12 protein-coding genes are annotated in these 13,403 nt (G+C 61.2%); 7 read left to right on the top strand and 5 right to left on the bottom strand.

The window, feature by feature from the left end:
* Positions 1–77: 77 nt before the first annotated feature.
* Entirely contained in the window at positions 78–692 is a 615-nt protein-coding gene (locus L1069_RS19650; RefSeq protein ID WP_129370663.1) for a TetR family transcriptional regulator C-terminal domain-containing protein, read from the bottom strand.
* Positions 693–959: 267 nt separating this feature from the next.
* On the opposite strand from L1069_RS19650, the gene L1069_RS19655 reads away from it, so the two are divergent.
* The 7 genes from L1069_RS19655 to L1069_RS19685 all read left to right on the top strand — a co-directional run bounded on the left by L1069_RS19655 (position 960) and on the right by L1069_RS19685 (position 8,950).
* Positions 960–2,210 carry a Zn-dependent hydrolase gene (locus L1069_RS19655; RefSeq protein ID WP_129370664.1) on the top strand — a complete coding sequence of 417 codons (1,251 nt, stop codon included), beginning with the start codon at positions 960–962 and terminating at the stop codon, positions 2,208–2,210.
* Positions 2,211–2,343: 133 nt separating this feature from the next.
* Entirely contained in the window at positions 2,344–3,798 is a 1,455-nt protein-coding gene (hydA, locus tag L1069_RS19660; RefSeq protein WP_237456796.1) for a dihydropyrimidinase, read from the top strand.
* A 61-nt stretch (positions 3,799–3,859) separates the two neighbouring features.
* Entirely contained in the window at positions 3,860–4,699 is an 840-nt protein-coding gene (locus L1069_RS19665; protein ID WP_134829756.1) for an ABC transporter ATP-binding protein, read from the top strand.
* Between the two features lie 147 nt (positions 4,700–4,846).
* Positions 4,847–5,764 carry an ABC transporter permease gene (locus L1069_RS19670; protein ID WP_237456797.1) on the top strand — a complete coding sequence of 306 codons (918 nt, stop codon included), beginning with the start codon at positions 4,847–4,849 and terminating at the stop codon, positions 5,762–5,764.
* 85 nt (positions 5,765–5,849) lie between these two features.
* Positions 5,850–6,695 carry an ABC transporter permease gene (locus tag L1069_RS19675; protein WP_129370668.1) on the top strand — a complete coding sequence of 282 codons (846 nt, stop codon included), beginning with the start codon at positions 5,850–5,852 and terminating at the stop codon, positions 6,693–6,695.
* Positions 6,696–6,842: 147 nt separating this feature from the next.
* Positions 6,843–7,829 carry an ABC transporter substrate-binding protein gene (locus L1069_RS19680; protein ID WP_129370669.1) on the top strand — a complete coding sequence of 329 codons (987 nt, stop codon included), beginning with the start codon at positions 6,843–6,845 and terminating at the stop codon, positions 7,827–7,829.
* 320 nt (positions 7,830–8,149) lie between these two features.
* Positions 8,150–8,950 (top strand): 4Fe-4S binding protein, encoded by an 801-nt coding sequence (locus L1069_RS19685; RefSeq protein WP_237456798.1) that lies wholly within the window; start codon positions 8,150–8,152, stop codon positions 8,948–8,950.
* Between the two features lie 25 nt (positions 8,951–8,975).
* Here L1069_RS19685 and L1069_RS19690 read toward each other — a convergent pair whose 3' ends face one another.
* From L1069_RS19690 to L1069_RS19705, 4 genes are all read right to left on the bottom strand, one after another.
* On the bottom strand, positions 8,976–9,476 hold the full coding sequence (locus L1069_RS19690) for a flavin reductase family protein (protein ID WP_129370670.1): 501 nt from the start codon (positions 9,474–9,476) through the stop codon (positions 8,976–8,978).
* 60 nt (positions 9,477–9,536) lie between these two features.
* Positions 9,537–10,946: a 3'-5' exonuclease gene (locus tag L1069_RS19695; RefSeq protein WP_237456799.1), complete on the bottom strand. Its 1,410-nt coding sequence runs from the start codon at positions 10,944–10,946 to the stop codon at positions 9,537–9,539.
* A gap of 3 nt (positions 10,947–10,949) precedes the next feature.
* The gene (locus L1069_RS19700; RefSeq protein ID WP_237456800.1) at positions 10,950–11,465 is read right to left on the bottom strand and encodes a hypothetical protein; all 516 of its coding nucleotides are present in this window, start codon (positions 11,463–11,465) and stop codon (positions 10,950–10,952) included.
* A gap of 85 nt (positions 11,466–11,550) precedes the next feature.
* Complete coding sequence (locus tag L1069_RS19705) at positions 11,551–13,374, bottom strand: DUF294 nucleotidyltransferase-like domain-containing protein (protein WP_237456801.1); 1,824 nt, start codon at positions 13,372–13,374, stop codon at positions 11,551–11,553.
* Positions 13,375–13,403: the final 29 nt, after the last annotated feature.

The raw sequence follows: 13,403 nt of genomic DNA on the forward strand, positions 1-13,403 counted from the left end.
CGCCGTTCAGTAAGCATCAGCAAGGCTGATGGTTTCTGCGGGGGCGGGAGCGCTTGGTCACGTTTGGCAGTCAAGGGTCAGCTTTGCGGTGTAAGCATCCGCCGGTACAAGGTTTCCAGGTATTGCGGCGCTGCATCGAACGGGTCCTCGTCCCCCATCAATGTGCGCACCTGGGCATCGAAATCCGCGTAATGCTGGGTCAGCGACCAGATCGAAAACAGCAAATGTTTGGGGTGCGCGCGGTTGATCCTGCCGCCATCCATCCAGCCTTGCAAAAGCTGTGCCTTTTCCTCCACCAGCCCGTTCAGGTCGCTGGCGATCACATCTTGCAGCCGGGGCGCGCCCTGTACAATCTCATTGGCATACAGCCGGCTTTCGCGCGGAAAATCCCGGCTCATTTGCAGTTTGCGCTGCACATAGGCGAGGATTTCGTCCAATGGTTCGCCTTCCGGATCCAATGCCCGCAATGGGTCGAGCCAGGTATCCAGCAAGCCTGACATCAGTTCGTTGAAGATCGCTTCCTTGGAGGGGAAGTAGTAAAGCAGGTTCGGCTTTGACAGGCCGGCGGCCTTAGCGATCTGGTCCACTGTGGAGCCGCGGAATCCGTGGCTGGAAAACACGTCCAGCGCAGCCTCCAGGATGGCGGCGCGATTCTTTTTCTGAATTCGGGTTGGCGCGCGGTCTGCAGGCATGTCTGTCCCTGTCTGTTTCTGCCGCCTTCTGCCAGCTGAAGCGCGGAATTTCACCTGTTTCCGGCAAAAGAGCCGATTTTTTCAAGGGCTGTGCGGCAATTTCTTGACTGATAGTGAACCCGTGATAGCGTGAGTTTGACCAGTTGGTCAAATCATTGCCCGGACTCGAGAAAACCGGCGCTCTGACCTGGCCAGCACTCAAAGCCACCTAACGGCGCAAAGCCGATTGAAGCCTGCAAAGACGGGCGCACAGGGAAGGAAGCTGAGATGACGTCGCTTGGACAGAATCTGAAGATCAATGGCGACCGTTTGTGGGACAGCCTGATGGAGATGGCCGAAATCGGCCCGGGCGTCGCGGGCGGCAACAACCGTCAGACGCTGACGGACGAAGATGGCGAGGGCCGCGCGCTGTTTCAGAAATGGTGCGAAGATGCCGGCTGCACCATGGGGCTGGATCAGATGGGCAATATGTTTGCCCGCAGGGAAGGCACCGATCCGGACGCGCTTCCGGTCTATGTGGGCTCGCACTTGGACACCCAGCCGACCGGCGGCAGATATGACGGGGTGCTGGGGGTGCTGGCAGGGCTGGAGCTGATCCGTTCGCTCAACGACATGAACATCAAGACCAAGCATCCGATCGTGGCCACCAATTTCACCAATGAGGAGGGCACGCGCTATGCGCCTGCGATGCTGTCTTCGGGTGTCTTTGCGGGCATCCATACCCAAGACTGGGCTTACGGCCGTGAAGATGCCGAGGGCAAGAAATTCGGGGATGAGCTGAAACGCATCGGCTGGCGCGGCGAGGAAGAAACCGGCGCCCGCAAGATGCACGCCTTCTTTGAGCTGCACATCGAACAGGGGCCGATCCTGGAGGCCGAGGGTAAGGACATCGGTGTGGTGACCCATGGCCAGGGCCTTAGCTGGACCCAGGTGACGGTGACTGGCAAGGATGCGCATACCGGCTCCACCCCGATGCCGATGCGCCGCAACGCGGGGCTGGCAATGGCGCGGATCCTGGAAACCGTGGACGAGATTGCCTGGGGCCACGCGCCGCATGCTGTCGGGGCGGCGGGTCATATCGATGTTTATCCGAACTCGCGCAATGTGATCCCCGGCAAGGTGGTGTTTACCGTCGATTTCCGCAGCCCGGAACTGGACGTGATCACCGATATGGAAAATCAGCTGCACGAAAAGGGCGCCCAGATTGCCGAAGCGATGGGCGTGGAGGTCGAGTTTGAGAAGGTAGGCGGCTTTGATCCCGTTACCTTTGACGAGGGCTGCGTCACTGCTGTGCGCAGTGCGGCAGAGCGGCTGGGCTATTCACATCAGGATCTGATTTCCGGCGCGGGCCATGACGCCTGCTGGATCAACCGGGTTGCACCGACCGCGATGGTGATGTGCCCCTGCGTTGATGGTCTGAGCCACAACGAAGCCGAGGAGATCAGCAAGGACTGGGCGGAGGCCGGCGGCAATGTGCTGTTCCATGCGGTGGTCGAGACGGCGGGGATCGTGGAGTAGGGGGCGCTGCCCCCGCGGCCCGTTGGGCCGCTTCCCCCGGAGTATTTCCGGAAAAGATGAAGAGAGCTGCGCCAGACAGCGGAAGAAATAACGGGAGGCGTGAATAAACGCCCCGATTCAGGGAGTTATAGCCATGAGTAAAGTCATCAAGAATGGCACTATCGTGACCGCCGATCTTACCTATAAGGCGGATGTTCTGGTTGAAAACGGGGTGATCACGCAGATCGGCCCGAACCTGAAAGGCGACGAGGAGCTGGATGCCACCGGCTGTTTTGTGATGCCGGGCGGGATTGATCCGCATACCCACCTGGAGATGCCTTTCATGGGCACCTACAGCACGGATGATTTTGAAAGCGGCACCCGTGCCGGGCTGGCGGGCGGCACCACTATGGTGGTGGATTTTGCGCTGCCCAATCCAGGCGAGAGCCTGCTGGATGCGCTGAAGCGCTGGGACAACAAATCGACCCGCGCCAATTGCGATTACTCATTCCACATGGCGGTGACCTGGTGGGGCGAGCAGGTCTTTGACGACATCAAGACGGTGATCCAGGAGCGCGGCATCAACACCTTTAAGCACTTCATGGCCTATAAGGGCGCGCTGATGGTGAATGATGACGAGCTTTACTCCTCGTTCCAGCGGCTGGCAGAGCTGGGCGGTATTGCCATGGTGCATGCCGAAAACGGTGATGTGGTGGCAGAACTGTCGGCCAAATTGCTGGCAGAAGGCAACACCGGCCCCGAGGCACACGCCTATTCCCGTCCGCCGCAGGTTGAGGGTGAGGCCACCAACCGGGCGATTATGATTGCCGATATGGCAGGCGTGCCGCTCTATGTGGTGCATACTTCTTGCGAGGACAGCCACGAGGCCATCCGCCGCGCCCGGATGCAGGGCAAACGGGTTTGGGGCGAGCCGCTGATCCAGCATCTGACGCTGGATGAAAGCGAGTATTTCAACAAGGATTGGGACCACGCTGCCCGCAGGGTGATGTCGCCGCCGTTCCGCAACAAGGAGCATCAGGACAGCCTGTGGGCCGGCCTGCAGTCGGGTTCTTTGTCGGTTGTGGCCACCGATCACTGCGCCTTTACTACTGAGCAAAAGCGCACTGGCGTTGGCGATTTCACCAAGATCCCGAACGGCACTGGCGGGCTGGAGGACCGGATGCCGATGCTGTGGACCCATGGCGTTGAAACCGGGCGGATTACTCCGAATGAATTTGTCGCTGTAACGTCTACAAACATCGCCAAGATATTGAATTGCTATCCGAAAAAGGGTGCGGTTCTGGTTGGTGCCGATGCGGACCTGGTGGTCTGGGATCCGAAGAAGACCAAGACGATCTCGGCCGGTACTCAGCAGTCCTCGATTGATTACAACGTGTTTGAAGGACATGAGGTGAAGGGCCTGCCGCGCTTTACCCTGACCCGCGGCCATGTGGCGGTGCATGACGGCGAGATCAAGTGCCAGGAGGGCCACGGCAAGTTCGTCTCGCGGGAGGCGAACACAACGGTCAGCAAGGCGCTTAGCACGTGGAAAGAGCTAACAGCGCCGCGCCCGGTGGAACGCACCGGAATCCCGGCAACAGGTGTTTAAATCCAGGAGCGGGCTGCCGGTATCGGCGGCCCGTTTTCCTGTGTGAAATCAAGGCGAAGATATGAATATGGAACCGACTACCCAGGCAATCTTACCCGAGGCCGCCGCTTCCGATCCAGCCCCCGCAGACTGTGTGATCAAGGCCCGGAACCTGGATCTGACGTTTGAGACAAACGACGGTCCAGTGCACGCACTGAAGGACATCAGCCTGGAGATCAACAGGGGCGATTTTGTCTCCTTTATCGGGCCGTCGGGCTGCGGCAAGACGACGTTCTTGCGCTGTATCGCGGCACTGGAGACACCCACCGGCGGCAGCCTGAGCGTTAATGGCATGACACCGGACGAGGCGCGCCGCAACCGCGCCTATGGCTATGTGTTTCAAGCGGCGGGGCTTTACCCGTGGCGGACCATTGCCAAGAACATCAAACTGCCGCTGGAGATCATGGGATACTCCAGGGCGGAGCAGGAAAAGCGCGTTAATCAGGTGCTGGAACTTGTTGAATTAACAGGGTTTGGCGGTAAGTTTCCCTGGCAGCTGTCGGGCGGGATGCAGCAGCGGGCCAGCATAGCGCGGGCGCTGGCGTTCGATGCTGATATCCTCTTGATGGATGAACCGTTCGGGGCGCTGGATGAGATCGTGCGTGACCATCTGAACGAGCAGCTTCTGAAGCTTTGGGCGCGGACCAACAAGACCATCGGTTTTGTCACCCATTCCATCCCCGAGGCGGTGTATCTGTCGACCAAGATCGTGGTGATGTCGCCGCGGCCGGGCCGTATCCATGATGTGATTGATAGCACCCTGCCGAAAGAACGGCCTCTGGATATCCGGGACAGCCCGGAGTTCATCGAAATTGCGCATCGGGTGCGCGAAGGTCTGCGGGCGGGTCATGGCGATGACTGATATCAACCAGCAAAATACGGCGGCACCGGACATGCAGCCCCTGAACACTGCTTGTACACAGGCGGGGGCATCATTTGCGGCATCGGAAAATTCCAATTTTCCGATCAATTTTCTGCGCAGAAAATTGGCGCGGGGCGGGGGCGGGTCATGAAGAGCTTTGTTGCAGTCTTTACTGTGCTCGCTGCCATCATCGCACTCTGGTACGCCGCTTGCGTCCCGATGAACATCAAGGGTGTGCTTGATCAGGCAGAGCGGACAGGGGCCGTGGTCACACCGGCTACTGCCAAGGAGCGCCGGTACATGAGCGAAATCGGGCTGGTGGTGAAAAACACATTTGCTATTGACGAAACCTGGGTGCAGCAGCGCCCGCGCTTGCCGGCCCCGCATCAGGTGGCGGCCGAGCTGTGGCAGACCACAGTGGAAAAGAAGATCACCTCGAAACGCAGCCTGATCTATCATGCGCAGGTGACGCTGAGCGCCACGCTCTTAGGCTTTGCCATCGGCACCGGGCTGGGCATTCTGCTGGCGGTGGGGATTGTGCATTCCCGTGTTATGGATATGTCGGTGATGCCCTGGGCGATTGTCAGCCAGACCATCCCGATCATCGCGCTGGCACCGATGATCATTGTGGTGCTGTATTCCATCGGAGTGCAGGGGATTATCCCAAAGGCGGTGATCTCGGCCTATCTGAGTTTCTTCCCGGTGGTTGTCGGCATGGTGAAGGGCCTTCGGGCGCCGGATACGATGCAGCTGGACCTTTTGAAAACCTATAACGCCAATACAAATCAGGGGTTCTGGAAGCTGCGGCTGCCGTCCTCGATGCCGTATCTGTTTGCCTCGCTGAAGATCGGCATTGCCGCCTCGCTGGTGGGGGCCATCGTGGGAGAGCTGCCGACCGGCGCGGTTGCGGGGCTTGGCGCGCGGCTGCTGGCCGGCAGCTACTACGGGCAGACCGTGCAGATCTGGTCGGCGCTGTTTGCGGCGGCGATCCTGGCCGCGGCGCTGGTGGCATTGCTCGGGCTGATCGAGCGGCTGGTTCTGAAACGCATGGGGGTAAGCGCATGATCAAGCGATGGACAGAGGGCTCAGCCCTTGCCGCTGCACGGCTCACCCGGGTCGTTTCTGGCCAGAAGAACAAGGGGGTGCTGTCATGGTGATGGTTGTTCTAGCCGTGCTGGTCTGGTGTTTGGGGTGGTGGCTGAACAGCCGTCTGGCAAACAGTCCGGCCGCGAAAACCCGCGCAGTGCAGCTGTTGGTGCCCGCGATCTTCGGCACCACTGTTCTGGTGGTCTGGGAGTTGCTGGTGCGCGGGATGGACGTGTCTTTGGTGATCCTGCCGGCTCCCTCCGTAATCGCGGTGCGCTTTGTCTCCAGCATCCCAATTCTGTGGGCGGATTTTGCCCAGACCATCCTGAAGGGCGCGCTTGGCGGCTATGTGATCGGCTGCGGCGCGGCGTTTCTGACCGCGATCCTGGTGGACCGCAGCGATTTTCTGCGCCGGGGTCTGCTGCCGGTGGGGAATTTCATTGCAGCGCTGCCGATTGTCGGCACCGCACCGATCCTGGTGATGTGGTTCGGCTTTGACTGGCACTCCAAGGCTGCTGTAGTGGTGGTCATGGTATTCTTTCCAATGCTGGTGAATACGGTGGCGGGCCTGCGCGAGACCTCAGCGATGCAGCGCGACTTGATGCAGACCTATGCGGCGAGTTACTGGCAGGCGTTTTTCAAGCTGCGCCTGCCGGCGGCGCTGCCCTTTGTGTTCAACGGGCTGAAAATCTCGACCACGCTGGCGCTGATCGGCGCGATTGTAGCGGAGTTCTTTGGCTCGCCCACAGTCGGCATGGGCTTTCGTATCTCTACCAGTGTCGGCCAGCTGGCGCTGGACATGGTCTGGGCCGAGATTGTGGTGGCAGCACTGGCAGGCTCGGCCTTTTACGGTCTGATGGCGCTGATTGAGAAAACACTGACTTTTTGGCACCCGTCGCAGAGGGGCTGAAGATTGGGCCGCCCCGCCAGATGCGGGGCGGTTTTGCGGAAAACTTGCGCGGGGTGCCGTCAACGGCCGGCCTTATAAAGAAAAAACTTTGAACGAATGGTCAAACCCGGGCAAGCTTCAAGTCATAATCAATAGGGAGAACGAGACATGAAACATCTGATGACGGCGGCAGCGCTGGCACTGGGTGCTGCGGGGGCGGCGCAGGCGGCGGATGATGTGACGCTGCAGCTGAAATGGGTAACCCAGGCACAGTTCGCGGGCTATTACGTGGCGCTGGACAAGGGGTTCTATGAGGAAGAGGACCTGAATGTCACCATCCTGCCCGGCGGGCCGGATATTGCCCCGACCCAGGTGATTGCCGGCGGCGGTGCAGATGTGACGGTGGAATGGATGCCCGCGGCGCTGGCAGCACGGGAAAAAGGCCTGCCGCTGGTTAATATTGCGCAGCCCTTCAAATCCTCGGGCATGATGCTGACCTGCTGGAAGGACACCGGCATTGCCGCGCCTGCCGATCTGGCCAACCGCACCCTGGGTGTGTGGTTCTTTGGCAATGAGTTTCCGTTCATGAGCTGGATGAGCCAGTTGGGCATCTCCACCGAGGGTAAGGGCGAGGCTGGTGTTGAAGTTCTGAAGCAGGGCTTCAACGTTGATCCGCTGCTGCAGCGCCAGGCTGATTGCATCTCGACTATGACCTATAATGAATACTGGCAGGTCATTGATGCCGGGGTCGGCGCCGATGAGCTGATCACGTTTAAATACGAAGATCAGGGCGTGGCGACGCTGGAAGACGGCCTGTATGTGCTGGAAGAAAACCTCAGCGATGCGGAGTTCACCGGCAAGATGGAGCGCTTTGTGCGTGCTTCAATGAAGGGCTGGAAATACGCTGAGGAGCATCCGGATGAGGCGGCAGGGATCGTTCTCGACAATGATGCCTCCGGTGCGCAGACCGAAACCCACCAGAAGCGGATGATGGGTGAAATTGCCAAGCTGACCGCTGGCAGCAACGGCGCGCTGGATCCGGCGGATTATGAGCGGACAGTGTCAACGCTGATGGGCGGCGGCTCGGATCCTGTAATCACCAAGACCCCTGAAGGCGCCTGGTCCCATGCCATCACCGATGCGGCTCTGAAATAAGCAGCGCTTAGGTATTGGAGATCTGCCGGGTCCTGGACACCGGCGGGTCTTCCGCTTGATTTCCGCGCAATATTGTTAAAATTTCAACAATTCGATGGTAATTTAAAAATACCCCCTTGAGGTGTTTGATATTGTGGTAGTCTCTCCTTATGGGAGAGACGCGTATTCATATCCCTGATCGGCAAAAGCAATCCGGTTACCCGCCGCAATACTTGTGCCTTTGCCCTCAGCCAGACGACACTGCCTGCCACGCTCGGTACGCAGCGCACGGTCGGGCTGCGTTACTGGATGTCGCCAGCAGAAGCTGCGAGCTGCCGCTGATGAACCTCTGCCAGGCGGCGCACCAGCGCAAGCTGGAGACCGGGCGGGTCCAAATTCTGTTGCTTTACGAAGTAGTACCGCTGGGGCTGGAACTGACGGCGCCCCATCAGAGCGACGTGATACCGGTTTCGGTCTGCTGCTTGCAGCAGATCACGCACACTGATTTGCTGCACGCCTTGGCCTGCGGTTTCGATGTCATTCACGTGCAGGCCTGCGCCAGCTCTGCCGGCAGGCTGCAACAGCAGCAGGAGGTGGAGTTGGTGCAGGTGCTGGGCGGGTTAGGCCGGATTTTGCTGTTTGACGGGGCTGAGGCCCTGGCAATGCGGCTGGCGGCAGGCATTTTCCCGTTTCCCTCGGTTGCACCGGACATATTGGCGGTTGGCAGCCGCAGGGACACCGCAAGGGCCAGCGCCGCGGCGCTTCTGCCACCCAGTACGGACCATGTCGCCTTGCCGGAACAGGCGCCATACGGCTCCGTCAGCTTGGACGAAGACCTGTGCAATCAGTGCAGCAGCTGTGTCTGGGTTTGCCCGTCGGATGCCTTGAGCCTGACGGAAGACGGCGGCGCACTGAGCTTTGTTGAATCCTTGTGTTTTCAATGCGGCTTGTGCATTTCGATCTGTCCGCAGCGGGCGCTCAGCATGGAACCGGGTATGGATTTGTCCGCGTCTGCCGTGCTGCCGCATCTGCTGGCGGGGCAAGATGCAGATGAGGCAGGAACCCCTGGATTGGTGGAGGAGATTGCAGTTCTGGGCAGCGCCAGCGCCGCGGTGCAGGCCTTGGGGCAAGCCCGGGGCTAGGCGGCCTGGCCTTAGACACCGCTGTTCAGCTTTGCTCCAGGAACCCGCCATACTGGCCGCGCTTGAAGATCAACCCCTTGCCGGGACGGGTGGTGACGCTGGCCGCTTCGCCAATGATGATGGTGTGGTCACCCGCCAGATGGGCGGCAAAGCGGCGGCAATCAAACCGGGCAATCACCCCGTCCAGCGCCGGCGCCCCCTGATCGTTGAGTTGCCATGCTGCAGCGCTGAAATCTTCGCCGCGGGCCGCGAAGTGCTTGGCCAGGCCCAGCTGATCCTCTGCCATCACGTGAATGGCGAAATTCTCAGCCATAACAAATGCATCATGGCGCAGGGACGCTTTGGCCGGGCACCAAAGCAAGAGCGGCGGATCCAGCGACACGGAGGTAAAGCTATTGACCGTAATGGCCAAGGGACCACGCGCTGTCATGGTGGTGACAACGGTCACCCCGGTGCCAAAGCAGCCGAGCGCATCGCGGTAGTCCCGGGCGGTCTCGGGCCCGGGGATAAAGCTGGTTTCGGCCATGTCGCGCGCCTTTTATCCGTTCCGGGCAGTGACCTGCCACGCATAGGGGCGATTGTCTACCTAGTTCATGTCTTCAATGAGGCGCCCGTGTTTGCGGGTCTGTTCCAGCACCGCGCCAAAGGTTCTGAGACCGCGGGCCTCCAGCATCGCCAGCATCTTGCTGAACACCTCAGCTGTGGCGCGGGCATCGCCCATGGCGGTATGGCGCAATGCAGGCGGGATGGCGACGTCCAGCCGTTCGCACAACGCGTCCAGCGTGTGGTTCTGCGAGGCGCCGAACAGCACCGCGCTGAGCAGTACCGTATCCAGAACCGGCTGATCCCAGCTGACGCCGGTGCGTTTGGCATGGCGGTGCAGAAAGGCCATGTCAAAGGGCGCATTGTGGGCCACGATCACGGCGTCCGAGGCAAAGCGGTGAAAGGCACGGGCAGCTTCGGCAATGTCCGGCGCGCCCTGCACCATGGCGTCGCTGACCCCATGCACCCTGGTCGAGGCCGCCGGGATCGGCCGGCCCGGATCGACCAGGGTTTCAAAGGTCTCGCTGCCGATGATGCGGCCACGCACCATCCGCAGCGCGCCGATCTGCACGATTTCGTCCTTATGCGGCAAGAGACCGGTGGTTTCGGTATCAAACACCACATAGCTGAGGTGGCTGAGTTTGCGGCTGTCCAGCCCGGCGTGGTCGGTTTCCAGCAGTGCAAAATCATAGACCAGCGGCCGCGCGTCTTCAGGCGCCAGACCGGCATGGCTGCCCTCGAACAGGATGATATAGCCCGGTGCGCCGCCCAAGGGTTTCAGCCGCAGATCGAACACCTGGGTGCCGCTTGCGCTTTTGACTTCGGCTTTGACCTCCAGCCCGCTGCGCACCAGCCGGCCATAGGCGGCCTCAAGCGCGGTGAGGTTCAGATAATCGGACAGCGGCGCGTTCAGCCGCGGCGGAGCTTCCTGCGCCAGAAACGCGGCGGCCTGACCGTCATAAAGCACGATCTGATGAGCGGGGTTTGCCATGACGGTGGCAATGGGAATGTCGGTCAGCAGCGCCGCAAGGCGGGACTTCTCGGCTTCCAGGTGCTCGGTTTCGCGGGCGATGGCCTCAGCCGCGGACAGCGCCGAGTCCCCCAACTGCCCGGCCAGCCCCTCGGCGGCAGCTGCCAGATCGCCCAGGTACCGCGCGCCGCGGGTGTCCAGTTCCTTGGTCACGCCGGCATGGGCGCGGGCGCGCATGCCCGCCGCCAGCCGCTCTATCGGTTTGGCGACATTTTCGTCAAACAACAGCCAGACCGCAGCACTGAGACCAAGGATGGCGAATGTGCTGAGCAGGCCCGAAAAGACAAAGGCATCCGACAGCTGAGGTTGATCTGCCCGGTTGTAGCCAAGCCACAAGGCGCCGCCGGTGACAAAAATGCTGCCAAGCGCCAGCAGGCAGAAGAACAGGAAAATCCGCAAACGCAGGCTGAGGCGTGCCAGCATTTTTTACCCTCCGCAGGCAGTTGCCAGGATCGGGTCATCGCCGCCGCCGCCGACCCAATCCAGGTTTTCAGGAAGACTGCCGGTAAACCCCGCATCACCAGCCGCCAGCGCCCGCCTCCCGCTGCCGCAGTCCAGCCAGACCGGCAATTTACTGACCGGGGCCCAACGGCCAAAGAAGTACAGTTCACCAAGATAGATCTGCGGATGATCCGCATGGGTTTTCATCGTCGCGGTATCCAATGCGGCAAAGCGGTCGACATAGGGCACGGCATAGGTCCAGGGCCGGTAAAAGCTTTGGTTTTCCACCGTGTCCGCGATGACCAGCCCCTCGGGCAGGGCCGCAGCCGTGCGCGGGTACCAGCCGTATTCCGAGGCAATGGTGGCTGCGATCATTGCCAGCCCTGCCGCCACCGGCGCCAGCCAGCGCGGCAGCCGCCCGCCCAGGAACTTGCCCAGCAGCATCACCACACCCGCGGCGGCAATACCCGCAAAAATCACCGCAATCAGTTCCAGAAACATATGCTCTCCCAGCGGGCCTCCGGCCCTTTCATCTTTCTCAAAATACTCCCGCCGGAGGCTCCCGCGCTCTCCGCAGGCACAATCGTCAGCTTAGCATGGCTTTGCCGTGGCCTGCCGCCGATTGCATGGTCTTTACCACAACAAAGGCGTCACGCAGATGACTTCGCTCAAAATCCGACAGATCCGAGGGCGCCAGATAGTTGTCCGGAGCCTGACCGCTGCGGATTTGTGCCGCCTGATGCTCCAGCCGGGTCTGGGCGATCAGGTCGTAAGCGTCCAGCAGGTCGCGCGCGCCGGAAGGGCTGAGACCCCCTGCGGTCTCTGCCGCCTCCAGCCGGGCGCGGGTGTTGACCGCGTCCAGCCGGCCTTGCAGCGCATAGATCCGGCCCAGATCCACCACCGGCACCACGCCGTTGTGTTTCATGTCCAGGGTGTTTCGGTGCTCGCCCGAGCGGATGGTGGCCAGCCCGCGCAACAGGCCCAAGGGCGGCGTGTGCTTCAGCGAGTTGGCGATCATATGTGCTGTAAAGATCGTATTGCCGCCGGCCGCCTTCAGGGTCTCCTGTTGCAGATCCTCGAACAGCGCAGCCTCGCCGCCGATCGGGCGCAGGTCAAACATCACCGAGGCCAGCATCTGCGCCTCTGGAACCGGCTTGGCGATCCAGCCGCGGAAATAGTCACGCCAGACGCGCATGGGCTGACGCCAGCGCGCATTCGATGCCATCATGTCGCCGGGGCAGTAGACGTAACCGCAGGTGTTCAGCCCATCGCAGACAAACCGGGCCAGCGCTTCGAAATAGGTCTCATCGCCGGGCGCCAGATCGTCGGACAGGATCAGGCAATTGTCCTGATCCGACACCCCGGTCTGCTCGCGCCGCCCTTGCGAACCGCAGGCCAGCCACAGGTAGGGGACAGGCGGAGGCCCCAGCGTGTCTTCGGCCAGCGCCAGCAGGCGGCGGGTCACGGTGTCGGCGATGTCGGTGATCAGACGGGTCGCCACCTCATGCCGGTTGCCGCTTGCGACCAGTTGCAGCAGAAGCCGCGGGATTTCAGCGGTGACCTTGGCCATGTCTTCGGCATTGCCGGCACGGGCGATGCTTGAGACCATCTCGCCTGTGCTGACCGCCTGAAACCGGGTGAGGTCGGTCTGGGTGACGATCCCGACCAGCTTTCCGGCCTCAACCACCGGGACATGGCCGATGCCGTGTTCCATCATCATGTGCAGCACATCCGAGCCGATGGCAGAGGGCGCCAGCGTCAGCGGGTCCGGGGTCATCGCATTACAGACCGGGGTGGAGATGGGTTTGCCCGCGGCAAGGATCTTGCCGGTCAGGTCGCGCGTGGTGAGGATGCCTTGCAGCCTGTCCCCGTCGGTCACGCAGACTGAGGAGATGAAGTGGTCGCGCATCAGCTGTGCCGCACTTTGGCAGGTAATACCGTTGGAGCAGGTGACCGGCGCCCGCGCCATGATTGCCTCGACGCGGGTGGTGGCCAGGTTGCTGGTCTCCTGTGCGCCGGGGCGGCGGCGATCGAAGAATTTGGCGACTTGCGGCTGATCTGCCATCAGGGCGTGGAATTTTGCCTTGGGCAGCAACAGCAGCAGCGTCTCTGTGGTGGCCTGGGCTGAGGTCACCGCCCGGCCGCTGCGGGTCAGCCCGCGCTCGCCGAAGGAATTGCGCGGGCCGAGGATCGAGACGGGAATACCGTTTTCATCCGTCACTTCGACTTCGCCGGTGTGGACCAGGTAAAGGCCTTCCAGCTCTTCGTTCAGCGCATAGACGGGATCGCCTGCGGCGGCCTCGATCTGTTGGAACTTGAAGGCCAGATCCTGCAGCAGCGCGGGCTCCAGGCTATCATAAGGGTGAACCGAAGTCAGAAAGCGGAGCAAGGCGGCGTCAGATAGGGGCATGGGCATACCTGCATGAAATCAGGAAAAAA

The sequence above is a fragment of the Leisingera sp. MMG026 genome, assembly GCF_021654205.1.
GTDB lineage: Bacteria > Pseudomonadota > Alphaproteobacteria > Rhodobacterales > Rhodobacteraceae > Leisingera.